At 69.2% G+C, this 25008-nt stretch carries 23 protein-coding genes and 1 pseudogene; 13 read left to right on the forward strand and 11 right to left on the reverse strand.

Features of this window, described 5'->3' with window-relative positions; genetic code table 11:
- Positions 1-110: 110 nt before the first annotated feature.
- On the forward strand, positions 111-3095 hold the full coding sequence (gene uvrA, locus AC507J_RS18205; protein ID WP_496290359.1) for an excinuclease ABC subunit UvrA: 2985 nt from the start codon (positions 111-113) through the stop codon (positions 3093-3095).
- A gap of 118 nt (positions 3096-3213) precedes the next feature.
- Positions 3214-3693 (forward strand): Rieske (2Fe-2S) protein, encoded by a 480-nt coding sequence (locus AC507J_RS18210; RefSeq protein ID WP_496290360.1) that lies wholly within the window; start codon positions 3214-3216, stop codon positions 3691-3693.
- 62 nt (positions 3694-3755) lie between these two features.
- Here AC507J_RS18210 and AC507J_RS18215 read toward each other — a convergent pair whose 3' ends face one another.
- Positions 3756-7019, reverse strand: coding sequence for a penicillin acylase family protein (locus AC507J_RS18215; protein ID WP_496290361.1), 3264 nt, complete (start codon positions 7017-7019; stop codon positions 3756-3758).
- Positions 7020-7164: 145 nt separating this feature from the next.
- On the opposite strand from AC507J_RS18215, the gene AC507J_RS18220 reads away from it, so the two are divergent.
- Together AC507J_RS18220 and uvrC are read left to right on the forward strand one after the other, a co-directional pair.
- Positions 7165-8511, forward strand: a complete 1347-nt coding sequence (locus AC507J_RS18220; RefSeq protein ID WP_496290362.1) for a jacalin-like lectin — start codon at positions 7165-7167, stop codon at positions 8509-8511.
- Between the two features lie 9 nt (positions 8512-8520).
- Positions 8521-10455, forward strand: coding sequence for an excinuclease ABC subunit UvrC (gene uvrC, locus AC507J_RS18225; protein WP_496290363.1), 1935 nt, complete (start codon positions 8521-8523; stop codon positions 10453-10455).
- 51 nt (positions 10456-10506) lie between these two features.
- Here the strand turns inward: uvrC and recQ are convergent, their stop codons facing one another.
- The 3 genes from recQ to AC507J_RS18240 are packed head-to-tail and all read right to left on the reverse strand — an operon-like array spanning position 10507 to position 12677.
- A complete protein-coding gene (recQ, locus tag AC507J_RS18230; RefSeq protein ID WP_496290364.1) occupies positions 10507-12414 on the reverse strand; it encodes a DNA helicase RecQ in 1908 nt (635 codons plus the stop codon).
- A gap of 9 nt (positions 12415-12423) precedes the next feature.
- Positions 12424-12531, reverse strand: a complete 108-nt coding sequence (locus tag AC507J_RS18235) for a DUF5615 family PIN-like protein (protein WP_496290365.1) — start codon at positions 12529-12531, stop codon at positions 12424-12426.
- Entirely contained in the window at positions 12528-12677 is a 150-nt protein-coding gene (locus tag AC507J_RS18240; RefSeq protein WP_496290366.1) for a DUF433 domain-containing protein, read from the reverse strand. The genes AC507J_RS18235 and AC507J_RS18240 overlap by 4 nt, the downstream gene beginning before the upstream one ends.
- 171 nt (positions 12678-12848) lie before the next feature.
- Between AC507J_RS18240 and AC507J_RS18245 the strand changes: the two genes are divergently transcribed.
- Positions 12849-13115, forward strand: a complete 267-nt coding sequence (locus AC507J_RS18245) for a hypothetical protein (protein WP_496290367.1) — start codon at positions 12849-12851, stop codon at positions 13113-13115.
- A gap of 137 nt (positions 13116-13252) precedes the next feature.
- On the opposite strand, the gene AC507J_RS18250 is transcribed toward AC507J_RS18245, so the two are convergent.
- Complete coding sequence (locus AC507J_RS18250) at positions 13253-13474, reverse strand: hypothetical protein (RefSeq protein WP_496290368.1); 222 nt, start codon at positions 13472-13474, stop codon at positions 13253-13255.
- A 34-nt stretch (positions 13475-13508) separates the two neighbouring features.
- On the opposite strand from AC507J_RS18250, the pseudogene AC507J_RS18255 reads away from it, so the two are divergent.
- Both AC507J_RS18255 and AC507J_RS18260 read left to right on the forward strand, forming a co-directional pair.
- A pseudogene (locus AC507J_RS18255) lies at positions 13509-14089 on the forward strand (DUF5753 domain-containing protein); the annotation flags it as partial.
- A 24-nt stretch (positions 14090-14113) separates the two neighbouring features.
- A complete protein-coding gene (locus AC507J_RS18260) occupies positions 14114-14296 on the forward strand; it encodes a DUF397 domain-containing protein (protein ID WP_496290369.1) in 183 nt (60 codons plus the stop codon).
- A 54-nt stretch (positions 14297-14350) separates the two neighbouring features.
- On the opposite strand, the gene AC507J_RS18265 is transcribed toward AC507J_RS18260, so the two are convergent.
- Positions 14351-15142: an AraC family transcriptional regulator gene (locus AC507J_RS18265; protein WP_496290370.1), complete on the reverse strand. Its 792-nt coding sequence runs from the start codon at positions 15140-15142 to the stop codon at positions 14351-14353.
- 160 nt (positions 15143-15302) lie between these two features.
- Here AC507J_RS18265 and AC507J_RS18270 point away from each other — a divergent pair, with 160 nt between their 5' ends.
- Positions 15303-16313 (forward strand): alpha/beta fold hydrolase, encoded by a 1011-nt coding sequence (locus AC507J_RS18270; protein ID WP_496290371.1) that lies wholly within the window; start codon positions 15303-15305, stop codon positions 16311-16313.
- Between the two features lie 58 nt (positions 16314-16371).
- Here the strand turns inward: AC507J_RS18270 and AC507J_RS18275 are convergent, their stop codons facing one another.
- The 3 genes from AC507J_RS18275 to AC507J_RS18285 all read right to left on the reverse strand — a co-directional run bounded on the left by AC507J_RS18275 (position 16372) and on the right by AC507J_RS18285 (position 19245).
- Positions 16372-17403 (reverse strand): TIR domain-containing protein, encoded by a 1032-nt coding sequence (locus tag AC507J_RS18275; protein WP_496290372.1) that lies wholly within the window; start codon positions 17401-17403, stop codon positions 16372-16374.
- Between the two features lie 111 nt (positions 17404-17514).
- Positions 17515-18312: a macro domain-containing protein gene (locus AC507J_RS18280; RefSeq protein WP_496290373.1), complete on the reverse strand. Its 798-nt coding sequence runs from the start codon at positions 18310-18312 to the stop codon at positions 17515-17517.
- Between the two features lie 354 nt (positions 18313-18666).
- Complete coding sequence (locus AC507J_RS18285; RefSeq protein ID WP_496290374.1) at positions 18667-19245, reverse strand: GIY-YIG nuclease family protein; 579 nt, start codon at positions 19243-19245, stop codon at positions 18667-18669.
- Positions 19246-19648: 403 nt separating this feature from the next.
- Here AC507J_RS18285 and AC507J_RS18290 point away from each other — a divergent pair, with 403 nt between their 5' ends.
- Positions 19649-20020, forward strand: coding sequence for a hypothetical protein (locus tag AC507J_RS18290; RefSeq protein WP_496290375.1), 372 nt, complete (start codon positions 19649-19651; stop codon positions 20018-20020).
- A 146-nt stretch (positions 20021-20166) separates the two neighbouring features.
- Positions 20167-20625 carry an integrase gene (locus AC507J_RS18295; RefSeq protein WP_496290376.1) on the forward strand — a complete coding sequence of 153 codons (459 nt, stop codon included), beginning with the start codon at positions 20167-20169 and terminating at the stop codon, positions 20623-20625.
- Here the strand turns inward: AC507J_RS18295 and AC507J_RS18300 are convergent.
- Positions 20606-21607, reverse strand: coding sequence for a Vgb family protein (locus AC507J_RS18300; protein ID WP_496290377.1), 1002 nt, complete (start codon positions 21605-21607; stop codon positions 20606-20608). The two genes, AC507J_RS18295 and AC507J_RS18300, sit on opposite strands and share 20 nt — an antisense overlap.
- A gap of 74 nt (positions 21608-21681) precedes the next feature.
- Here AC507J_RS18300 and AC507J_RS18305 point away from each other — a divergent pair, with 74 nt between their 5' ends.
- Entirely contained in the window at positions 21682-22242 is a 561-nt protein-coding gene (locus AC507J_RS18305) for a TetR/AcrR family transcriptional regulator (RefSeq protein ID WP_496290465.1), read from the forward strand.
- Positions 22243-22301: 59 nt separating this feature from the next.
- Here AC507J_RS18305 and AC507J_RS18310 read toward each other — a convergent pair whose 3' ends face one another.
- Positions 22302-22952 carry a hypothetical protein gene (locus tag AC507J_RS18310; protein ID WP_496290378.1) on the reverse strand — a complete coding sequence of 217 codons (651 nt, stop codon included), beginning with the start codon at positions 22950-22952 and terminating at the stop codon, positions 22302-22304.
- A 127-nt stretch (positions 22953-23079) separates the two neighbouring features.
- Between AC507J_RS18310 and rapZ the strand changes: the two genes are divergently transcribed.
- Both rapZ and AC507J_RS18320 read left to right on the forward strand, forming a co-directional pair.
- Complete coding sequence (gene rapZ, locus AC507J_RS18315) at positions 23080-23997, forward strand: RNase adapter RapZ (RefSeq protein WP_496290379.1); 918 nt, start codon at positions 23080-23082, stop codon at positions 23995-23997.
- Positions 23994-24971 carry a gluconeogenesis factor YvcK family protein gene (locus AC507J_RS18320; protein WP_496290380.1) on the forward strand — a complete coding sequence of 326 codons (978 nt, stop codon included), beginning with the start codon at positions 23994-23996 and terminating at the stop codon, positions 24969-24971. Before rapZ ends, AC507J_RS18320 begins: the two co-directional genes overlap by 4 nt.
- Positions 24972-25008 lie beyond the last annotated feature (37 nt).

Consider the following 25008-nt stretch of genomic DNA (forward strand, 5'->3'; position numbering starts at 1 on the left):
CAGTTGCCGGGGCGCACTCTCCGCGCTGGCACAACCGCTGGGACGGCCGCTCAGGTCATCCGAAAAGCGGACAGATCTTCCTTCTCATCTCACCCGGGAGTACACGGACCGTGGCCGACCGTCTGATCATCCGTGGCGCACGCGAGCACAACCTGCGTGACGTCAGCCTCGACCTGCCCCGGGACGCCCTGATCGTGTTCACCGGGCTCTCCGGGTCGGGCAAGTCGAGCCTGGCCTTCGACACGATCTTCGCCGAGGGGCAGCGCCGCTACGTCGAGTCGCTCTCCTCGTACGCCCGGCAGTTCCTCGGCCAGATGGACAAGCCGGACGTGGACTTCATCGAGGGGCTGAGCCCGGCGGTGTCGATCGACCAGAAGTCGACCTCGCGCAACCCGCGTTCCACCGTGGGCACCATCACCGAGGTCTACGACTACCTGCGGCTGCTCTTCGCCCGGGTGGGTGAGCCGCACTGCCCGGTCTGCGGCGAGCGGATCTCCAAGCAGAGCCCGCAGCAGATCGTCGACCGGGTCCTGGCGATGTCCGAGGGGACCCGGTTCATGGTGCTCGCCCCGGTGGTCCGGGGCCGCAAGGGCGAGTACGTCGACCTCTTCGCCGAACTTCAGGCCAAGGGGTACGCGCGGGCCCGGGTCGACGGCGTGGTGCACCAGCTCACCGACCCGCCGAAGCTGAAGAAGCAGGAGAAGCACACGATCGAGGTGGTGATCGACCGGCTGAGCGTCAAGCCGAGCGCCAAGCAGCGGCTCACCGACTCGGTCGAGGCGGCGCTCGGCCTCTCCGGCGGCCTGGTCCTGCTCGACTTCGTCGACCTGCCCGAGGACGACCCGGGTCGCGAGCGCCGCTACTCCGAGCACCTGGCCTGTCCCAACGACCACCCGCTGGCGATCGAGGACCTGGAACCCCGGGTCTTCTCCTTCAACGCGCCCTACGGCGCCTGCCCGGAGTGCACCGGCCTGGGCACCAAGAAGGAGGTCGACCCGGAACTGGTGATCCCCGACCCGGAGCGCACCCTGCGCGAGGGCGCCATCCAGCCCTGGTCGACCGGGCACAACCTGGAATACTTCCTGCGCCTGCTGGAGGCGCTCGGCGAGGCGGAGCACTTCGACATCGACACGCCGTGGCGGGCGCTGCCGTCGCGGGCGCAGAAGACGATCCTGCACGGCTCCGACGACCAGGTGCACGTGCGCTACCGCAACAAGTACGGCCGGGAGCGCTCGTACTACACCGGCTTCGAGGGCGTGGTGCAGTGGATCGAGCGCCGGCACTCCGACACCGAGAGCGAGTGGTCCCGGGAGAAGTACGAGGGCTACATGCGCGACGTGCCCTGCGCGGCCTGCGGTGGCGCCCGGCTCAAGCCCGAGGTGCTCGCGGTCACCCTGGCCGGGCACAGCATCGCCGAGGTCTGCAACCTGTCGGTCGGGGAGTGCGCCGATCTGCTGGCCGGCATCGAGCTGACCGACCGGCAGAAGCTGATCGCCGAGCGGGTGCTCAAGGAGATCAATGCCCGGCTGCGGTTCCTGCTCGACGTCGGCCTGGACTACCTCTCCCTGGACCGGCCGGCCGGTACCCTCTCCGGCGGCGAGGCGCAGCGCATCCGGCTGGCCACCCAGATCGGCTCCGGCCTGGTCGGCGTGCTCTACGTGCTGGATGAGCCCTCCATCGGCCTGCACCAGCGCGACAACCACCGGCTGATCGAGACGTTGGTCCGGCTGCGTGGGCTGGGCAACACGCTGATCGTGGTGGAGCACGACGAGGACACCATCCGCACCGCCGACTGGATCGTCGACATCGGCCCCGGCGCCGGCGAGCACGGTGGCCGGATCGTGCACAGCGGTTCGGTGCCGGCGCTGCTGTCGAACCCGGAGTCGCTGACCGGGGCGTACCTGGCCGGGCGCCGGGAGATCCCGACGCCGCAGGGCCGCCGGCCGCAGACCCCGGGGCGGGAGCTGGTGGTGCACGGGGCGCGCGAGCACAACCTGCGCAACCTGACCGTGAGCTTCCCGCTGGGCCAGTTGATCGCCGTCACCGGGGTCAGCGGCTCGGGCAAGTCGACACTGGTCAACGACATCCTGTACGCGGTGCTGGCCAACCAGATCAACGGTGCGCGGCTGGTGCCCGGCCGGCACACCCGGGTATCCGGGCTGGAGAACGTCGACAAGGTGGTCGGCGTCGACCAGTCGCCGATCGGCCGTACGCCGCGTTCCAACCCGGCCACCTACACCGGCGTCTGGGACCACGTCCGCAAGCTGTTCGCCGAGACCACCGAGGCCAAGGTCCGGGGGTACGGCCCGGGCCGGTTCTCGTTCAACGTCAAGGGTGGTCGCTGTGAGGCGTGTTCCGGCGACGGCACCATCAAGATCGAGATGAACTTCCTACCCGACGTGTACGTCCCGTGCGAGGTCTGCAAGGGTGCCCGTTACAACCGGGAGACCCTGGAGGTGCACTACAAGGGCAAGACCGTCGCCGACGTGCTGGACATGCCGATCGACGAGGCGGCCGAGTTCTTCTCCGCCATCCCCGCCGTCCACCGGCACCTCAGGACGCTTGTCGACGTGGGCCTCGGCTACGTACGCCTGGGTCAGCCGGCGCCGACCCTCTCCGGCGGTGAGGCGCAGCGAGTCAAGCTCGCCTCCGAGTTGCAGAAGCGCTCCACCGGGCGGACCGTCTACGTGCTCGACGAGCCCACCACCGGCCTGCACTTCGAGGACATCCGCAAGCTGCTGCTGGTGCTGGAGGGGCTGGTCGACAAGGGCAACACGGTGATCACGATCGAGCACAACCTCGACGTGATCAAGAGCGCCGACTGGCTGATCGACATGGGGCCCGAGGGCGGCCACCGGGGCGGCACGGTGCTCGCCGCCGGCACGCCCGAGGAGGTCGCCGAGGTCAGCGAGAGCCACACCGGGCAGTTCCTGCGTACCGTGCTCAAGCTCGACGGCGCGGCGAAGGGTGCGGCGGCGGCCACCGCCCGGGCGACCAAGGCGAACGGCATCAAGGCCAACGGCGGCAAGGCGAACGGCACCAGGGCAACCGGCAGCAAGGCGCGCGGTGGCCGCAAGGCCGCCGCCGCCCGTTGAGGGCAGGTCGCCGCAGCGCCTGCGGTGGTCGATCGGGTGAACCGCCGGGCAGAGTGGTCCGTGTTGAGAAAAGGTAACCACGGAGCAGGCACGGTGGTAGCCGAGAAAGGGTGTGCGGATGACTGACGACCAGTTGGTGACCGGAGGAGCGGGCCGGAGCCGCCGCGTGCTGCTGGCTGGCGCGGGTGCCGCCGGTGCGGCGGCGGTGCTGGCCGCCTGCGGCGGCGGGGAGGACGACGGCGCGGCCCCGACCAGCCCGGGTCCGGCCGTGACGGGCACCGGCGACGCCGGCGGTGGCGACCGGCAGGGCAGCCAGTCCCTGGCCCGGACCGCCGACATCCCGGTCGGTGGGGGTGCCGTGCTCGCCGCCCAGGGGATCGTGATCACCCAGCCCTCGGCGGGGGAGTTCCGGGGCTTCGACCCGAAGTGTCCGCACCAGGGATGCAACGTGTCGAACGTCGACGGCGGCACCATCAACTGCGTCTGCCACAACAGCAGGTTCTCGATCGCGGACGGTTCGGTGCAGTCGGGGCCGTCCCCCGCGCCGCTCGCGGCGAAGGACGTCAAGGTCGAAGGCGACCAGATCTCGCTCGCCTGACCAGGAGAGACGCCTGACGGTGGTGGTCGGGATCAACGGATCCCGGCCACCACCTGTCGACCTCAGTGGGCGTGGACGGACATCTCCCAGAGGGAGAAGCCGTAGGAGGTGGCCCGGGTCAGGCCGGTCATCCGCACGTAGCGGGCCTGCTGGGGAGCGAAGGCGAGCACGTCGGTGCCGCCGTCACCCGCCGTGGTCGACCAGACCTGGCGCCAGGTCGTCCCGTCGGTGGAGACCTCGATCCGGTACGACCGCGCGTACGCCGCCTCCCAGGCCAGGACCACCCGGCCGACCTGCCGGACGCTGCCCAGGTCCACCCGGATCCACTGGTTGTCGGACCAGGAACTGGCCCACCGGGTGCCCAGGTCACCATCGACGGCCCGGGCGGCACCGTTGCCGAGCTGGTTGCTGGAGGCGGCCACCGGCCGCCCGGCGGCCAGGTTCGTCAGGTCGGCGCCGCGCCGGGCCGGGAACGAGACCACCTGCTGGTAGGTGGGGCGGTTCTGCCAGGCGATGGTGGCGTGCTTGATGCCGCCCAGCGGGGACTGGATGATCGCGTCGGCGCACCACTGGTCACCGGCGGCGCAGCTGTCGTCGCCGGGGTAGGTGGTGGCGGCCGGCGTGTTCGCCGCCGTGCGCAGGGTGTCGAGCAGGACCTGCCGGCAGGAGCCGAGGTTGCCGCCGCCACAGAAGGTACGCCCCGGACCGCCGGCGACCGGGTCACCCAGGACCGCCCGCAGGTCCTTGTCGACGTAGCCCCACCAGCCGTACTGGAACGCCGAACCCTTGTGGGTCTGTGCGCCGTTCGCCGAGGAGGGCAGGTTCGACACGTCGCCCTGCTGGAGCCCGGAGGGGGACTCGTTGACCTGAAGGGTGTTGATCAGGGACTGGTAGAGGTCCGGGCCGAGCGGGTCGCGGAACATGCCCCTGACCAGCAGCGGCCACCAGGCGTCGAAGGTGCGGATCGCCTCGGCATGCTGGTACACCTTGCTGCCCTTGGTGGTCTCCACCCGCAGCGCGCCGGCCTGCCGCCAGGCCTTCAACCGGTTGATTTCGGCGGTCAGCGCGCTGTCGGTGACCGGCTGGCTCTCCAGCACCCGGATCAGCTCGCCGAGCACCTCGGCGCCGCGCAGGTCGGTCAGGCCGGCCCGCTGCACCAGTTCGGTGAGCGTGGCCCGGTCGAACTTGCGGCCCGCCGTGATGGCCGCCTTCACCGGCTTGTCCAGCAGGTCACCCCGGTGTACGGCGCCGAAGCTGAAGTTGCCGTCGGCGGCACCGAAGTCCTTGGCCTGCTTGTTGTTCCAGCTGATGTAGTAGTCCTGGTCGATCGACTGGGGGTGGGCGGAGCGTGGGGCGTACCGGGCGGTGCGGGCCTCCGGGTCGAAGTCCTGCCACTCGTAGGCGCGCTCGGCCCGCATCGGCAGGTTCGGGTTGCTGCCGGCGGCGCGTACCGGGTTGAGTCCGGAGTTGAAGTACGCCGACTGGGTGGAGTTGACGTAGAACCAGTTGAAGGCGTACTCGACGTTGTGGGCCGAGGTGAGGAACGCCTCTGCGGTGCCCATCTGGGTCGGGTCGTTGAACATCTGGAAGCCGATCGCCGAGTCGGCCTCCCGCCCGTAGGTGGAGCGCAGCTGGGTGAAGGCGTGCGGCCGGCCGCCGACGGTGCCGCGCCAGGCCACCAGGCCCAGCTTGGTCCGCCAGGCGACCAGCTTGTACGACCCGGCCGGGGTGCTGTCGGCGACGGTAGGTGACCACCTGTTGACGTGCGACAGCTCCTCCATCGCCAGGCACTGGCCGCGGAACAGGTAGTGGTTGCTGGCAAGCGTCGGCGTGCCGCCCCCGGGCGCACAGAGCGGCACCGCGTACGTGTCGGTGATGTCGTGGATGGACGAGGTGGCGCTCCACGCGTAGTCCTGGCCCCGGCCGAGCAGCACGTAGAGGTTGAGCCCGGCGAAGGCGGCGCCCCGGGCGCTGATGCCCGGCCCCTGCAACTCCTGCACCATCAGCAGTTGCGGGGAGAAGTAGCCGGTCTGCGGCCCGAACACCGCGATCGGGTGGCCGGACGCCGAGTGCTCGGCGGAGATCACCGCCGCGTTGGACATGCCCCGGTGCGCGGGGTCGATGGTCAGCCCGGAGAGCGCGGCGGCCAACTCCGAGGCGCGGTTCGAGGTCGAGGTGGCGGTGGCGGAGCCGGTCGGGTCGGTGACGATCGGCTCGACTCGGGCCGAGCCGGCGTCCGGCAGCACCACGCTGAGGGCGTCGGGGGAGGCGTCGCCGTGGGGGAAGCTCTGCCCGTCGTGCAGGGTCAGCACGGTCTCCGGGTCGTTCTGGCCCCGGAAGCCGTTCCACACCCGGTCGCCCTCGACCGGACCGTACTTGGCCCGGGCGGCGATGCGGACCAGCGCGGACTGCATCTCGGTGCCGCCTCCGCCGCCGAAGAGGCCGCCGACCACGCCGGCGATCGCGATCAGGTCGGTCATGGTGAACGGCTTCGGGCCACCGGCGTTGGTGATCGCGTCGAGGTGACCGGTCAGCACGTACTCGCCTGGGCAGTTGCGGTTGGCCATGCAGGTGCGGATGTACGCGTTGACCCCGGCGATGTACTCCTGCACGTCGGCGTAGAGCTGCTCGCCGCGCGCTCCACCCTTGCGCCGCAGCGCCTCGACCTGGGCCGCCAGGTCCGCCTCGGTGTACGGCGAGGTACGCCAGACGCTCTGTTCCAGGGCCCGGTTGCCGGGCGCGCCACCGGCGAAGGAGGTGAGTGTGCCCCGGCCGACGTGGCGCAGCAGGTCCATGGTGAAGAGGCGGTCCTCGGCTCCGGCGTAGCCGGCGCCGTACATGGTGCCGCCCCGGGTGGTGCCGGTGATGTGCGGGATGCCGGCCACCCGGTCCCGCACGATCCGCACGTCGGAGCGCGGGGAGTAGTCGCGTTCGACCTGGTTGGGGGCGACGCCGAAGGAGGCGTCGTGGAAGAAGGTACCGATCTGCTCCTCGCGCAGGCCGGCGTAGCCGTAGACCAGGTTGGCGTACTTGTCGAGCTGGTCGGCGGAGTGCCGGGGCAGCGTGCCGAGTGCCTGGTTGCCCAGGATCTCGACCAGGGTGGCGTTGCCGTTCTGGCCGGGCGGCAGGATCTCCGAGCATTCCCCGAGGCAGTAGTCGTTGCCGGCGAAGGCGCTTGCGACGTCGACGGCGAGGGCGTTCTCGGCCGGTGCGGTGGTGGTCGTGGTGGCGGTGGCGGTGGTCGGTACGGCGACGAGCAGGGCGGCGACGGCGATGGCGCCGGTCGCCCCGGCGAGCAGCCGGCGGGCGGCGGTATGACCAGGCATGGCGATCCTCTGTGGACGGGGGATCAACGGGCGGATCATTACATGAAGAACATTCAGTTACTGGATGGTAAGCTTCCCCGCCCGGTATTGGAAGACATCAATCGGCCTGCCCGTCGACCGCCTCGTCGAGAAGGGACGCTCCCCGATGATCGACATCCGCCTGCTCACCGCCACGGCGCTGCTCGCCGCGGTGCTGCCCGCAGCCAACCCCGCCCCGACCGACCCCGCCACGGTGGCTGCGGGTGCGCCGGCCGCCACCGTTTCGGGCGCGTTCTCGGTGCTCACCTACAACATCGCCGGCCTGCCCGAACCGCTCTCCGGTGGCCGGCCGTCGGTGAACACCCGTCCGATCGGCGAGCGGGTCAACGCGTACGACATCGTGCACGTGCAGGAGGACTTCAACTACCACGCCGACCTGTACGCCACCGACCGGCATCCGCACCGCACCCCGACCAGCGGCGGCGTGCCCTTCGGCGACGGTCTCAACACGATGTCGAACGTGCCGTACTCGGCCTTCACCCGGGTGAAGTGGAACCGCTGCAACGGCACCGACTGCCTGACGCCGAAGGGCTTCAGCTACTCGCGGATCCGGCTGGCCGAAGGGGTCTTCGTCGACTTCTACAACGTGCACGCCAACGCCGGCAGCACCGAGGCCGACCTGGCCGCCCGCCGGGCCAACATCACCCAGCTCTCGAACTACATCGCGACCAACTCCGCCGGCAACGCGGTGGTGGTGATGGGCGATCTCAACGTGCGCTACACCCGGACCGGGGACAACATCCGCGAACTGGTCAGCGCCAACGGGCTCACCGACGCCTGGGTCGAGCAGGAGCGCGGCGGGCAGCCCCCGGCCGCCGGCAGCCCGGCGTTGACCTGCGATCCGGACAATCTGACGAACGCCTGCGAGGTGGTCGACAAGATCCTGTATCGGGGCAGCCGCCTGGTCCGGCTGGACCTGACCCGCTACCACAACGAGTACGCCCGGTTCCTCGACCCGGCCGGCGACCACCTCTCCGACCACTATCCGCACGCCGCCTGGTTCGACTGGAGCCTGGCCACCGGGCTGCGGCAGAGCGACACCTGGGGTGGCCCGCACGGCACCCCCTTCACCGACCTGGCCGCCGTCGGTCCCCGGGTCACCGCAATCGCCCTGCGCGGCGGCGCCCGCCTCGACCGGATCGGCCTGACCCTGGCCGACGGCACCACCCTCGGTCACGGCGGCACCGGCGGCAGCCCGGTCGGCCTCACCCTGCACCCCGGCGAGCGGATCACCGAGGTCACCCTGACCCAGGGCCAGCGCGACGGCCGGACCCGGATCTTCTCCGCCCGCTTCACCACAAGCCTCGGCCGTACGCTGGCCGCCGGCACCCCGACCTCGGCGGCGGTCACCTTCACCGCGCCGCCCGGCGGGGAACTCGCCGGCTTCTTCGGGCGCAGCGGTGTCGAGATCGACCAACTCGGGGTGATCTGGGCTGTCGGGGGCGGCGACTAGTCTCGGAGTGTGGCTGATCCGTCGACCTACCGTCCCGCCGCCGGCACCATCCCCGAGTCACCGGGGGTCTACCGCTTCTATGACGGCACCGGTCGGGTGATCTACGTCGGCAAGGCCCGCAACCTGCGCAGCCGGCTCAACTCGTACTTCGCCGATCTGCTGGGTCTGCACGAGCGGACCCGGCAGATGGTCACCACGGCCGAGGCGGTCGACTGGGTCACCGTGGGCACCGAGGTCGAGGCGCTCCAGCTCGAATACACCTGGATCAAGCAGTACGACCCGCGGTTCAACGTCCGCTACCGCGACGACAAGTCCTACCCCTACCTCGCGGTCACCCTGGACGAGGAATACCCACGGTTGCAGGTGATGCGCGGAGCCAAGCGCAAGGGGGTGCGCTACTTCGGGCCGTACTCACACGCCTGGGCGATCCGCGAGACGCTCGACCTGCTGCTGCGGGTCTTTCCCGCGCGGACCTGCTCGGCCGGGGTGTTCAAGCGGGCCGGCCAGGTCGGCCGGCCCTGCCTGCTCGGCTACATCGGCAAGTGCTCGGCGCCCTGCGTCGGCAGCGTCACCGCGCAGCGGCACCGGGAGATCGTCGACGGTTTCTGCGACTTCATGGCCGGGCGCACCGACACCATGGTGCGCCGGCTGGAACGCGAGATGGCCGAGGCCAGTGCCGAGTTGGAGTTCGAGCGGGCGGCCCGGCTGCGCGACGACGTCGCCGCGCTGCGACGGGCGATGGAGAAGCAGACGGTGGTGCTCGGCGACGGCACCGACGCCGACGTGGTCGCCTTCGCCGACGACCCGCTCGAAGCCGCGGTGCAGGTCTTCCACGTCCGGGGCGGCCGGGTACGCGGCCAGCGCGGCTGGGTGGTGGAGAAGACCGAGGACCTCACCCTGGGCGACCTGGTGCACCACTTCTGTACCCAGGTCTACGGCGGTGAGCAGGGCGAGACCGACGTGCCGCGCGAGCTGCTGGTGCCGGAGTTGCCCGCCGACGCCGACGCCCTGGCCGACTGGCTCTCCGCCCACCGGGGCAGCCGGGTGAGCCTGCGGGTGCCGCAGCGCGGCGACAAGCGCGCCCTGCTGGAGACCGTCGAGCGCAACGCGAAGGACGCGCTGGCCCGGCACAAGCTCAAGCGGGCCGGCGACCTGACCACCCGGAGCAAGGCCCTCGACGAGATCAGCGAGGCGCTCGGCATGCGGACGGCGCCGCTGCGCATCGAGTGCTTCGACGTCTCGCAGATCCAGGGCACCGACGTGGTGGCGAGCATGGTCGTCTTCGAGGACGGGCTGCCCCGCAAGAGCGAGTACCGCCGGTTCATCGTCCGGGGTGCCACCGACGACCTATCCGCGATGTCCGAGGTGCTGCGCCGCCGCTTCGCCCGCTATCTCGACGCCCGCGCCGAGACCGGCGAGATCGGCGAGGAGACCGCCTCGGATCCGGACCGTCCCGGGGTCGACCCGACCACCGGGCGCCCGCGCAGGTTCGCGTACCCACCGCAGTTGGTGGTGGTCGACGGCGGCGCGCCGCAGGTGGCCGCCGCCGCGCAGGCCCTCGCCGAGCTGGGCATCGACGACGTGGCGCTCTGCGGGCTGGCCAAGCGGCTGGAGGAGGTCTGGCTGCCCGACGACGACTTCCCGGTCATCCTGCCGCGCACCTCGGAGGGGCTCTACCTGCTGCAACGGGTACGCGACGAGGCGCACCGCTTCGCCATCACCTTTCACCGCCAGCGCCGCTCCAAGCGGATGACCACCTCGGCCCTGGACAACATCCCCGGTCTGGGCGAGACCCGCCGCAAGGCCCTCCTACGCCATTTCGGCTCCCTCAAGCGCCTGTCGGCGGCGACGGTCGACGAGATCACCGAGGTTCCCGGCATCGGCCCCCGCACCGCCCAGACCATCCTCACCGCCCTCAACCCTCCACCCGCAGACGCCGGTTGATCATGAAGTTGTTGCCACACTGCCCGGCGTGTCGCGGCAACAACTTCATGGTCAATCCGAGAGGACGGTGAGGAGCTGGTCGCCGTACTTGGCGAGTTTGTTCTCGCCTACGCCGTTGATCTGGGCGAGGGCGGCCAGGGTGGTGGGGTTGTCGGTGGCGATCTGGCGCAGCGTGGCGTCGTGGAAGATGACGTACGCCGGGACGCCCTGTTCCTTGGCGGTCGCCGCGCGCCAGGCGCGCAGCCGCTCGAAGGTGCCGGCCGCCTCCGGCGGCAGCTCGGCGACCACCGTGGCCGCGCCCCGGGGCTTTGCGGCGCGCGCCGGGCGGGCCGGCTCGCGGCGCATCATCACGGTACGCCGCTTGCCGAGCACCTCGGCGCTGGCGTCGGTGAGCGCCAGCGTGCCGTAGTCGCCCTCGACCGCGAGCAGCCCCTCGGCGAGCAACTGCCGCACCACGCCGCGCCACTCCGCCTCGCTCAGCTCCTCGCCGATGCCGAAGACGGTGAGCGAATCGTGCCGATGCTGAACGATCTTGTCGGTGCTGCGGCCGAGCAGGATGTCGATGCAGTGCCCGGCACCGAAGCGCTGATTGCGTTCCCGGTCCAGCCGGTACACCGTGGAGAGCAGCTTCTGGGCGGCAACCGTGCCGTCCCACGACTCGGGCGGCTCCAGGCAGGTGTCGCAGTTGCCGCAGCCGCCGCCGGCCGGCTCGCCGAAGTACTCCAGCAACTGCGCGCGGCGGCAGCGGACCGTCTCGCAGAGCGCCAGCATCGCGTCCAGGTGGGCGGCGAGGTTACGCCGATGGGCCAGGTCGCCCTCGGACGTGTCGATCATCTTGCGCTGCTGCACGACGTCCTGGAGCCCGTACGCCAGCCAGGCCGTCGACGGCAGTCCGTCCCGGCCCGCCCGGCCGGTCTCCTGGTAGTAGCCTTCGACCGACTTCGGCAGGTCAAGGTGGGCGACGAAGCGTACGTCCGGCTTGTCGATGCCCATGCCGAACGCGATCGTCGCCACCATCACCACCCCGTCGGCGCGCAGGAAACGCTGCTGGTTGGCGGCGCGGGTCGCCGGATCCAGGCCGGCGTGGTACGGCAACGCGTCGATGCCGTTGGCGACCAGGAAATCGGCGGTCTTCTCCACCGAGGCCCGGGACAGGCAGTAGACGATCCCGGCGTCGCCGGGGTGCTCGTCGCGCAGCAGGGCCAGCAGTTGCTTGCGCGGCTCCCGCTTCGGCACGATCCGGTACTGGATGTTGGGCCGGTCGAAGCTGGCCACGAAGTGCCGGGCCTCGGCCAGTTGGAGCCGGGTGGCGATCTCGGTCCGGGTGGCGCTTGTCGCGGTGGCGGTCAGCGCGATCCGGGGCACGCCCGGCCAGCGCTCGTGCAGCATCGACAGATTCAGGTAGTCCGGGCGGAAGTCGTGCCCCCACTGCGACACGCAGTGCGCCTCGTCGATGGCGAACAGGCTGATCCGGCCCCGGTCCAGCAGGCTGAGCGTGGCCGGGCTGGCCAGTGCCTCCGGCGCGAGGTAGAGCAGGTCGATCTCGCCGGCCACGAACTCCGCCTCGACCAGCCGGCGGGTGTCCAGGTCGAGCGTGGAGTTGAGGAAGCCGGCTTTCACACCGACCGCGGTCAGCGCGTCCACCTGGTCCTGCATCAGCGCGATAAGTGGCGAGATGACCACCGCGACACCGTCGCGTACCAGCGCCGGGATCTGATAGCACAGCGACTTGCCGCCGCCGGTCGGCATCAGCACCAGCGCGTCGCCGCCGGCCACCACGTGGTCGATCACCTCGCGCTGGAAACCACGGAAGGCGTCGTACCCGAAGATCCTTTGCAGTACGTCGAGCGCCGCCGTCACCTTCTCCCCGGTGGGCGCGTCGCCGCTGGTCACCTCAGCGATGCTCAGGTCGGCGCTGGTCAGGTCGGTGCTGCTGCTCACGTCGGCGGGAGAGGCCATCCGAAGATTCTACGAGCCCCCCAACCCGCGCTCCACGACATGCACCGCGTCGTGTCCAGCCGTCACGAGCAGAGACGTAACGCGTACCGACAGGCACTCGTCGATGAGGAACCTCACGCGGCCATCCGGAGGGGAAGCTCGCGTTCGTCGACTGCTGCTGCGGCGAACCGTAGCGCGGCGACGATGTCCTCGTGGCTCAGCGTCGGGTAGTCCTCAAGGATGTCGTCACTGGTGCCGCGGCCCCGAGTTCGTTGACGCTGCATCGAGCAGATCAGCACTCCAGCAGGCTGGAGTATCAGCCGGGCGGCGACGGACACTGCAGGACTGCGATCGAGTTTCCGGCGAATAGTGTCAGGTGCGGGTGCCCGGAGAAGATTTGCACTGCCTCGTCGTGCGAATCCGCCTCCACGATGGCATAGCCCGTCATGGAGTCGGTGAACTCTTCGACCTCCTGCGCGGTGACCAGCTTTTTCGCGTTCAGTGGGGCGCCGGGGTCGATGAGCGCTTTCTCGTTGGCCTGCGCCCATGACGCCCAGTCCTGGATGAACTCGGTCTGCTGCTATTCGGTGATCTTGGTTTTGCTGACCTCGTCAGCAGCGCCGTTGAAAATCGCAATGAATTTGCCCACAACGGCAGGCTACCGGCGGCCCACCGGTCCCGCCAACGCCGTGATCACGATGGCCCGAATTCTCGTCTGCTAATGGTCAACCAAGGCTCCCTTCGCGAGAAAAATTCGTCGAAGACGAACCGCACGAGGTCTCGGTCACGTTGGAGGGCGAGTGGCGGGAAGCCGCCCTCCGAAGAGGAGCCTGGTCTGACCAACCCCGGGTGGACGTGATCACTTGTCGCCGTCGCCCCAGCTGAGGCCGCCGACGCCAGCGGCGTGGTGGAAGCTGGGGTGGCCGGTGACGTCCACGCAGACTTCTTCGTCCGGGCCCACCCGACCGCAGAACACCGGCTCGACGTGGTTCCATGCGTCAGCCCCATCGAGTACGGCGGACAGCTCCTCCTGGAAGACGTTGGGCCGCCCGCCCCTTCGCGACGACTGATTGTCAGCCATGACGCTCCTCTCGTGGAGTAGTCGAGTGATTAACGGCGACGTGCTGCCGGACGATTACATCGGCTTCGAGGCCGAGGCGGCTTCGATCAGCACCTTCGAGAGTCTCTACATTCCCGGTCTGTTGCAGACGGAGGAGTATGTCCGTGCCATCGTCAGAGCCGGTCGTAGCACCGCCGACCAGGATGAGATTGATCGGCGGGTGGCGGCTCGCCTCGGTCGTAAGGTGCTGCTCTCCAGGGACCGGCCGCCGAAGTTGTGGATCGTCATCGACGAGGCGGCGTCCGTCGGTTGGTCGGCGGACCGAGGGTGATGCGCGCTCAGGTCACTCGTTTGATCGAAGCGTGTGAGTTGCCGAGCGTCGAGGTGCAGATCCTGCCCTTCTCGGCCGGTGCCCACGCGGCAATGGGTGGCCCTTTCGCTCTGCTTGACTACGCCGATGCGTCGCTGGACCCGACGATCGTCTACGTCGACAACGACTCCAGCACCCTTTTGCTTGAGGAAGAGAGGCACGTAGCCCGATATAGACTCATGTTCGACCACCTCATAGCCAAAGCGCTCGATCCCGATGAGTCGGTTGCCTTCCTGAGTCGAGTGGTTGCCGAGTACCCGGATTGACCTGCACTAACAAGGGGCCGACCGATGACCGCTGACGACCTGAAGTGGCGCAGGAGTAGCCGAAGCAGCGCGAGCGGCTCGAACTGTGTTGAGGTGGCTGAGGTGGCTGAGGTGTTGGCGGTGCGGGACTCCAAGGATCCGGTGGGGCCGGTGCTGCGCTTCGAGCGGCGTGCCTGGTCGGCGTTCGTAACCGGATTGCGGGATTGATCCCGGCGTGAATTTCGGGAGCAGGGCAGCGGAAGTTGACCCGGTAAGCCTGCCCTACCATGGCTGCACGGCTCTGCGCTGGCCCTCGTCGGGGTCGGGCCAGGCGATGTCGTCAACTGCCAGCCATGGTTGACCGATTGCGGCCGCCGGGGTCGATCCGGTGAACGCCACGACGTCGCGATGCAGGTGAGACTGGTCGGAGTAGCCGCAATCGGCGGCGACTCGGGCTGCGTGTTCACCCGCGACCATGCGGTGGATGGCGTGGTCGAAGCGGACCAGCTTCGCGGCGCGCTTGGGCGCCGCGCCGATCTGCGACTGGAACCGGTACCAGAATCGCTTACGACTCCAGCCGACCTCGGTCGCCAGTGAGTCGATTCGGGCTTGGCCACGACTGACGAAAATTCGCTGCCAGGCCCAGGCCACTTCCGGATCCACTGATGATCGTGCAGCCTGCCACTTGTCGGCGAGCAAGGCGTCGACCAACGCGAACCGGTCCTTCCACGACGGAGCGTTGCGCAGCTGCTCACGCACCTGCGACGACTGTCGCCCCCACACGTCGTCCAAGGGCACCACGGCACCGTTCAGGGCGCCCGGCGACACGCCCAGAATGGCGCGAGCGATGACCGGGGAGAGGCGTACCTGCACGGCCTCGAGATTCTCGCCGCGAACCCAGAGCGTGTCGGATCCGATTCCGAGCCCGGCGACGAGACTTCCCCGTTGTTGCCGCCCGGCGGCATCGTCCACGATGAGCGAGCCGGAGCCGAACTCCAGGGCCAGCGTCACGGCGGGGTGGGGGATCACCCGCTGGCTGACTGCGGTCACGCCGCGATCACGAAACCCGGCCATTCTGACACCGGGCACTCGGCTGGGCCGCGCCGGGCGGGTGACCTCCCAGGGGGTCGCACCGCCAGGTCCGTGAACGGTGGAACGCATCCTTGGATGCTATGTGGGCCGGTCGAAACATTTGTTCAAGCCAGCGGTGCCATAGGGCAACGACAGTGGGTTCATGACGACATCGCCAGCCTTCGGCAACCAGCTCGACAAGGCTGACCCGCGCTCGTCCGACCAGCAGTCGCGTGGCAGTCGCGCCCGCCGGCGGCGCCGCATCATCGCCTCGACATCCCTGCTCACGGTCGTCGGGTTGCTCCTGGCGAACGCCGCGATGGTGCACTGGCAGACGGCTCCTGCCATCGGAGACTCGATCCTGCATCTCGACGGCGGCGACATCAACGTCAGTCAGGAGGGGCCCCGCGATGCCCCGGCACTGGTGCTGATCCACGGGCTCGGTGCCTCGACCGAGTGGTGGAGTCCGATAGCCCCGGCGCTGGCGACGTCCTATCGTGTCGTCCGCATCGACCTGCTCGGACACGGCCGGTCCGCCAAACCGGCCGGCGGCGGCTATGCGATCCCACAGCAGGGGCGCCGCGTCGGGGAGGCACTGGACCAACTCGGCATCGAACGCGCAATGGTGATCGGCCACTCCACCGGCGGCTACGTCGCCACCGCGCTCGCCGAGCACCGCAGCGACCTGGTGACCGCGCTCGCGCTCATCGACACCGGACCTCGCCTGGACGCCTTCATCTCGGACGGGCCGGTAGGCAAGCTCGTCTTCGTCCCGGTGCTGGGTCATCTCCTGTGGCGACTCCGGACCGATGGGATTCTGCGCCGGGGCTTGAGCACCGCGTTCGCGCCCGGCTTCCACATCCCGCAGCAGCTCGTCGACGACACGCGCAGCATGACCTACCACGCGCTCACGGCAACATCACGGGCGTCCGACGACTATCTGACCGAGCGACCACTTCCGGATCGGCTCACGAACCTCGGCAAACCACTGCTGGTTATCTTCGGCGAGCTCGACCAGAGGTGGCGACCCTCATCAGCGGCAAGCTACCGCTCCGTGGCAGGTGCGAAAGTCGAGTTGGTGCCGGGTGTCGGCCACTCACCCATGATCGAAGATCCTGCGCACACAACCGAACTTCTTCTCAGCTTCATCAGCTCCGGGCCGGGCGGCCAGTGAAGCGCGATCGGCGGCCACATGCGGCTCCCACCGGGTTACCAGCACGCCGATGAGCCGATCAATTCGCGCCTGCCACAAAATCTGCGATCCCTTGCAGAAGATCCGCCATCTCCCGATAGCCGCCCGCATGCCATTCCGCCATTACTAGATTTATAGTCTCGTCGGGCGATTGCGCCTCGATCCAGGATATCGGGCCATACTTTCGTGGATAGACCCACTTGCTCTTGTATTCGAACTTGAATTCGCTCATCCGGGCGTAGGGCAGCGTGATCGACTCGATATCCTCGCCGGCGTGGTATCGGGTTCCGTTGTGCAAGTGTCCCTGATAGTAGAGTGCAGTGTCGGTGAACAGGTAGAATTTGTGTGGCTTCGTGCCGATCAACCACCTGCTCATACTTCCTAAAGAGCAGTCGATCAGGCCCAGAATCTCCTCTCCGGGGGCCAATGGGGGCGTATAGAAGCGACCTGCCGCGGCTTTCGCAGCCGGACCTATATGGCTTCTTCGACGATTCCCGAAGTGCTGGCGAAGTAGTTCATCAACATGCTTTCTGATGTGGGATGACTTCGGTGGCGCGGCGGCCCGCGGCGGGTCGGATGGGGTCCAGGCACCCAGGTCTGGCCGTTGTCCGAGTGGAACGTCATGCACCTCGGGTTGATTCAGTAGTAGTCGCAGCAGCTTTTTCGCGCCTTCGACGGTGAAGTCGTCAACGTAGTACACGGTGGTGGTCGAAGGCGCCAGGAAGTCCGGCACACCTTCGATCGTCTGGCCTGGCAAGACGACGGGAACGAACTTCTGCAGGTCCTGCTGGCTGGCGTGGAAGGCGTCGCGGATCAGTCGAGCCTCCCACTGTAAGCCCTTGCCGATGTCTGGTGCGGTTCGGCCTTCCGCCCGCTCTCTGTAGAGATCGGAGGCGACGCACAGCACGACATCGGCTTCACGAATTTGTTCACTCATCCACAACGCCCAGTCTTGACGCTGCGCAGCGGCGAGCTGATCAAGCCGTGCGTCGATGTCATTCCGTCGGAGGAATGCCCAGAACTCGCGCACCACATCGCTGTGCCCGTCGTGTTGGGCGTAGGAGATGAACACTCGCGGAGCCACTCGTCACTCCGATCTCGTCCGCTGATCAACGTCATGTGTCATTACACACGACTGTTCAAGGGGCGGGTAGAGGCACGGCAGCAGAACTGTCCTCTCTCCTCAGACGGTGGCGAGGAAGGCGGCGAGCTCCTGCATGTCGATCAGGTCGACGTCGGCGGGGTGGATCACGATGGTCAGTTGGCGAGTCACGGGCCTGACGCGGGAGCGGGCGATGAACGACAACACGACCAGACGGATCAGACTACCTCGGTCGAGCGAGTCCACTTTGGCAAGTTGGCTGCCGATAACGGCGATGGAGACCGGTTCTCGGTGGGCATTGGTGTGTACGGCGTCCCAGAGTCGGGCGAGGCTGTGCCAGATGTCGTCGGCGCTGGCCTGGGCCACTAGATGATCATCCATCGTCGCGTAGGCGAGGCAGAAGGCTAATCGGCCAGCGGCAGGCAGGACAGCGACCGTGCCCAAGGGGAAGCGGCGGGTCTTGCCCATGATCTTGTCTGGCGCCGGTGTTGAGGTGACGTTCGCCAATGCCGTGGACAGGGCGGTATCGAGGACACCGGTATCTGGGTAGTGCCGGCGCTGGAACTGCGCCTGCAGGCTGCCGGGGTGAATGATTCTATGGTCGGCTATGTCCGTGTCGAAGGTGTCGGTGAAGCCGATCACCACATGGCTGTCCTGGTCCAACAGATCCCCGACCGCGACCCTGACGGTGACATCGGGTCGACCCAGTTGTCGGTTCAATGTCTGGCGCGGCCATGCTCGGTACAGCCCAACCCCGACCGGCAATAACCCGAGCAGGGCGACCATCACCACCGGGTGATACACCGCGTGCGGGGTCAGAATGTCGTAGACCTGCAGCGACCCGCCGACGACGCCGAAGGTCGCCAGCGAGTCCCGCACTCCGATCACCACACCACGCCGCGACGCCGCCGCACGCAGCCTACGCCGAAATCGCATCAGAGTTGACCTGCCGTGACGGGCCACGATCTCTCCCATTCGTCGTGCCCAGTGGCCGCCAGCGGCGATCGGCGGCCAAAAAGGGCCCGTCCTCGAGATGCCGGTCAGAAGGTGGGCCCGCAGCCCATGGCAGCAAATCAACGCCCTGAGAGGTTGCGCAAGTAGGTGATTGCCATGGTCACCGCGCACCCTGGCAGCAACTTCGGGGAAGATGCTGCCCCGGGTCGCTTCGCGGCAGCGGCAGAAAGCTGAAGCGTCGACGATCAAGGCTGGTGCCGGCCCCGGCGTCGACGACGATCATGCGGGTTCGGGTGGGCTGCTGCTGGCGTCGTATGCGTTCTTGGCTGCGACCACGGCCGGCTGGATGTGCTCGGGGTCGACGCCGTGCACGTTGAGCGGCGGATGTAGGCGCCGGACGAGCTCGGCTTCGGTTGTCGTCGGCTCCGCGTCTTGCGCCCAGGTCAGGCGCAGGTGCGTGGACATCCACGCGGTCAGTCGCGCCTCGTCCTCACCGACCAGGACCACCCGATCGGTCCAGGTCGTCCGGTATCCCTCGGATTCCAGCAGCCCGGCCAAGGTACGGCGCAACGTGGAGCTGCCGGAGCGCCTCAGATGGTTGCGCAGGATGCGGCCTCGCAGGCTGGTTGCCCGGCCCAGATACAGCAGTCGGAGCGCCGGGACGCTGTCGTTCGGCGGCCCGGGAAGGTCGGGAAGGACCGACGGATCAGCCCACCAGGCGTAGACGCCGCTGCCTCGGCTGAGCCGCTTGACGGCGACATCAAGCTCGACCGGCGGGCCGGAGAGCATCCTCAGGGCCTCTTCGACCCGGGCTTCGTCGGTGGGATCGTCGTCGGGTCGTGCTCCGAAAATGGTCATCGGGGCCATCGTAGGCGCCCCCCGGCGGACCGTGGCCGGGGCAGGCAAGGAGCGTGCCGGCGTCAAGGGACTGCCGCTCAGTGGCATGAGGCAGCGGGTGCTCCGCACTCGGCGAGCACCGGTCCATGGCGATTGCAGGTGCTCAAGGAAATTGAGTACGGGTACTCATCTACGTGTTGCCGGTGGTGGCAAGATGACCGGTATGCGAAGGACATTGATTGTGGTGATCGTCGCGTTCCTGGCAGTGGCATCGGCGAGCGGACCGGCGGCGGCGCAGAATCGGCCACGGACCATTCCTGACCGGGTCATGCTGCAGCCGGCAGATCTCGGTGGTGCCGTAACGGGACCCGTGGAGGCCGGACTGGCGTGGCCGTTGCTGCCCCAGCCGTGTGCGGACATGCCGGTGCCGCAGCCGGCTGTGAACCGCACCCAGGCCGCTGATCTCAGCACCCGCTTTCGGGTCTACGAGAACGTCGCCCGGTACCGCGGCGGCGGCGCACGGGCGTACGTCACCGAACTGAAGGCGCAACTGGCCCGATGCGGAGTCGGCGGCGGTGAGGAAGGCTTCACCCCGGTCGCCGAGGATCATCTGGGACCCGACACGGTGTTGTTCCTGGGCACCTACGACGAGGGTGACCGCTACGTCGGTTACGTCGCCGCCGCGGTCGGCCACTATGTGGTGGTCGTGATGATGTCGGATTCGTACCTGGGTGCGGCCGACCTGACCACGTTGAACGGGGTGGCCAGCGCCGCGATGAGCCGGGCAGCGGCCTGACGTGTCGGGCGCGCACCACCTCACGATGTCGCACCCGGCCGACCCCGATCGCCGACGAACGCTCTTCGGCACGACCGAAGCGGCGAATATGTTTGGCGCTTTGCCGGCGAATCGGGAAAGGTCCATCGGCGAGGGAGGTGACTCGCGTGAGAATTCGCCTGCGGCACTTACGAGTCGACGCGCAAACCTTCGTGTGGCGCGCGGAGATCAATCACGTGCAGGGCAGCGGCGATTGCCACCGGTGCATCCGTGTTCGCGCCTGGGGTGCCGGCAAGACCAGCCAGGCGCTCCAGGCGGATCTGCTCTCCGTCACCTGGCCGGCATCATGGGGAGCATGCGCGAGTGACGGTGCCTATCCCACATCAGCCGACGTACGGGCGATCATCAGCTACGCCCTGGAGGTCGGGTGGCAGCCAGAGGTGCGGGGCGGATCGTTCGTGTTGTCCGAGCGCGAGCATGCGGACCGGTTCTCCCTGCCCGGCTTCCTGCTCACCGATCGGCTCCGTACGCCGACGGACGGCGCGGACCCCACTGCCCGAGTGATCAAGAGGTATGAGGATCAGCAGCGAGCCGGCACGGCGTCCGTCAGCGACCAGGGATGGTGATGCGGGCCAGGGTGCCGTTCTCGAGTGCCGCCCACAGGGCGCCGTCGGGTCCGAGGGTGATGCCGTGCGGCTCGGAGCCCGGGGTGGGCAGGTCGTGGACTTCGATTTTCCCGTCCGTGGTGATTGAGCCGACCCGGTTGCCTGCCCACTCGGTGAACCATAGGGCTCCGTTGTCGTCGCCGGTGATGGCGTGGGGCCGGCCGGCGCGGTCCGGTAACGGAAATTCGTGGATCGTGCCGTCGGGGGTGATCCGCCCGATCTGACCGGCGGCGATCTCGACGAACCAGATGGCGCCGTCGGGTCCGGCGGTGATCCCCACGGGGGCGGCGGCTTCCGTCGGCAGCGGGTGCGTGGTGATGACGCCGTCCGTGTCGATCCGGCCGATCGCGTTCGCCTGGTTCATCGTGAACCACATGCCGCCGTCGGTGCCGGCGGTGATGGCCGACGGGTAGGCGCCGGTGACCGGGAGCGGGAAGTCGCTGGTCTCGCCGTCGGTGGTGATCCGGCCGATGCGATCGGCGTTCATCTCGGTGAACCACAGGGCGCCGTCGGGCCCGGCGGCGATGCCGTACGGTCCGCCATCGCGGCTGGGCGCGGGGAATCGAGTGATCGCGCCGTCGGTGGTGATTCTGCCGATGTGGTGGGCCAGAGATTCGGTGAACCACAGCGCGCCGTCGGGTCCGGTGACGATGATCGTGGGCTGCCCGGCAGGATCGAGTTGGTACGTGCTGGGCGCCTCGCCCGGGACCATGCGTCCGATCTGGCCGCTGTGGGCGAGCGTGAACCACAGGGCGTCGTCGGGTCCGGTGGTGACGGCGTACAGACCGCGGCCGGCGTCGGTCACTGCGTGTTCCTGAATGAACGCGGATGTCACGGGTTCGCTCCAGTCCGTTCTCGATCGCGATGCGTTCGATGGGTCCTCGCTAGTTAAAGCTACGGATGTAGCGATAGCATCCTGGCATGGCGTCGTCGCGACCGACAAGCGATCTTTCCGACGAGTCCGGGACCGGCCGGGTGCGCCGGCCCGGCGGACGCAGCGCAGCGGTCCGGCGCCGCGTGCTCGACGCGGCGCTCGCCCAGTTGGTGCAGCACGGCTACGACTCCCTGAGCATCGACGTGGTGGCCGAGCGCTCGGGCGTACACCGCACCACGGTGTACCGGCGCTGGCGGGATGTCGGTGGCCTGCTCGCCGACGTCCTGAACGAGGCGAGCGTTGACGCGTGGCGCCCGCCCGACACGGGTTCGCTTGAGGGGGACCTGGTCGCGGTCAACCACGAGGTTCATGCCGCCCTGACCGCCGACCCGGTGACCGTCGCGCTGATCGCCGCGTCGTTCCGGTCCGAGCAGGCCGCCGAGGCCCTGCGCGCCTTCTGGGCCGGCCGGTACGACCGCTGTGCCGACATCGTGCGACGGGCCGTCGAACGCGGTGAGATACCGGCGGGCACCGATGCGCGCCGGCTGCTCATCGCCGCCACCGCCCCGCTGTATCACGAGCTGGTACTCATGCGGGCGGCGGCCGACGCGAGCCTTCCCGAATTTGTCGCCCGCAGCACGGCCACCGCCGCCCGCGCAGGCGCCTTCACCGACCGCCGCGCTGTGGCACAACTGGACCACTGATCTGGAGCACCGGACCACGTCGGCGACCGGCGGGGGAGCGTCCGGCAGCTTCCGGGCGGTCAGGAGGACGGCCGGAGGGCTACCGGTTTGGCCCAGCGGGGGGTGCCGGAGAAGTCGACGTGGCAGAAGGCGACCAGCAGGTCGGCCGGGTCGGTGAGCGGGGCGGCGCCGGGGCCCATCCGGAAGAGCGCCACCAGGCTGCCGCCGGCCGCCGCCGAGGTGCCCACCGCACCGAGGTTGCCCGGGGTACGCAGCGAGTCGCTCGACTCCGGGCGGGTGACGGCGCCGGCCAGCCAGTCGTACCGGTCGGCCAGCTTCTCGTACGAGCTGGCCCAGTTGACCCCGACGCTGCCGGCGGTGTCCCGGCCACCGACCGGGGGCACCACCCGGGGCGGAGTCAGCCGCTTGTCCAGCAGGATCACCTGGTAGGTGCCCGGCTGGCTCGGCCCGGACCAGTTCAGCCGCAGCAGCACCGACTGGTTGTCGGGGTCACCGGTGATGGCGGAGCCGTGTCGCCAGCCGTACGCGGCGGTCAGGTCGGCGACCTGGTCCGGCTCCGGCAGCATCGCCTCGACGGTGACCGTGACCGCGTCGGGGCTGCCGTCGCGTTCGCGTTCGCGCTGCCGCGCGTGGTCGACGGTGGCGAGCACGGCGACGGTGATCGAGACGAGGGCCACCACCCAGCGCAGCCGCGCCCCGTGTCTGCCCATTGCCGGAGAATACCGCCGGAGCACGTCCGCAAGCCGTCAGCCAGCCGACACCACCGGCGAGCTAGAGTCGCTGATTGACCATGCCCGGTCGGTTTCGACCGCGGCGCCACGGCTTGGGGGTTACTGGGTGGGCGAGGCGCATACGACCGGTCACCACGCCGGTGTTTCCGGTGCGGCGGCCGAGACGGACACCACGCTGGTCGTGGTCACCGGCCTGTCGGGCGGAGGCCGTAGCACCGTGGCCCGGGCCCTGGAGAACGTCGGCTTCTACGTGGTGGACAACCTGCCGCAGGCGCTGCTGCTGGACATGGCCGAGCTGGCGGTGAAGGCCGGCGGGGCGGCCCGTCGTACCGCGATGGTGCTGGACGTGCGCTCCCGGGCCTTCTCCACCGACCTGGCGGAGGCGATCCGGGAGTTGAAGGAGCGCGGCTACGCGCCCCGGGTGGTCTTCGTCGACGCCGACGACGAGGTGCTGATCCGCCGCTTCGAGAGCGTCCGGCGCTCCCACCCGTTGCAGGGCGACGGGCGGCTCGCCGACGGCATCGCGGTCGAGCGCGGCCTGCTGGAGGAGGCCCGCGACCAGGCGGACGTGATCATCGACACCAGCCACCTCAACGTCAACCAGCTGCGTCGGCGCATCGAGGAGCTGTTCGGCGCGGAGGACACCCGCCGGCTGCGGCTGACCGTGATCTCCTTCGGCTTCAAGTACGGCCTGCCGCCCGACGCCGACTTCGTGCTCGACGCCCGGTTCCTGCCCAACCCGTACTGGGTGCCGGAGTTGCGCGAGCACACCGGGCGGGAGGAGGCGGTCAGCGCGTACGTGCTGGGGCAGGAGGGCGCGGACGCCTTCCTGGAGTCGTACGCGGACCTGGTCAACGCCACCACCACCGGCTTCGAGCGGGAGGGCAAGCGGTACCTGACGGTGGCGGTCGGCTGCACCGGCGGCAAGCACCGCAGCGTGGCGATCGCCGAGGAACTGGCCGCCCGGCTGCGGCGTACCGGCCTGGCCGCCAACGCCCAGCACCGCGACCTGGGGCGGGAATGACGATCCGGGTGGTGGCCTTCGGCGGCGGCCACGGCCTCTCCGCCAAGCTGCGGGCGTTGCGGCGCTGCGCCCCCGAGCTGGACCTGGACATCACCGCCGTGGTGACGGTCGGTGACGACGGCGGCTCCAGTGGCCGGCTGCGCGCCGAGCGCGGCGGACTGCCCCCCGGTGACCTGCGCCAGGCGTTGGTCGCGCTTGCCGGCGATCATCCCGCCACCCGGCGCAGCGCCGGGCTGTTCCAGCACCGCTTCGCCGAGGTGGCCACCGGCGACGGCGCGCGGGCCGACGCGTTGGCCGGGCACGCGGTCGGCAACCTGGTGCTCTGCGGGCTGATGGAGCTGCTCGGCGACCCGGTGGCCGCCCTCGAACACGCCGGAGCGATGCTCGGCGCGGTCGGCCGGGTGCTGCCGATGTCGCGTCAGCCGGTCGGCATCGAGGCCCGGGTACGCGGGGCCGAGCCGGGCCGCCCCGACGAGGTATGCACCGTACGCGGTCAGCACCAGGTGGCGGTCACCACCGGCCGGGTCGAGTCGCTGCGGCTGACCCCGCAGGCACCTGCGGCGTGCGCGGAGGCGGTCACCGCGATCGGCGCCGCCGACTGGCTGATCTTCGGACCGGGCAGCTGGTACACAAGCGTGCTGCCGCACCTGCTGGTGCCGCAGCTGGCCGCGGCGATCCTGGCCAGCCCGGCCCGCCGGCTGGTCACCCTCAACCTGGCCGCCGAGAAGGAGACCCTCGGTCTCTCCGTCGCCGACCACCTGGCGGCGCTGCGCTGGTACCTGCCGGAGCTGGCGGTCGACTTCGTGCTCGCCGACGCCAAGGCGGTAGGTGACCCCGAACCCGTGGGCCGTGCGGCAGAATCGCTGGGAGCCCGACTGGTCCTCGCTCCCGTAGCGGTCGACGACGGCACTCCCCGTCATGATCCGGCCGCCCTGGGCGCCGCCCTGGTGCCCGTCCTGGGTGCCGATCGTTAGACACGTACGTAATCTCCGGCGACACGCCGGAACCGGT

The sequence above is a fragment of the Micromonospora sp. PRAS1 genome (assembly GCF_059553435.1).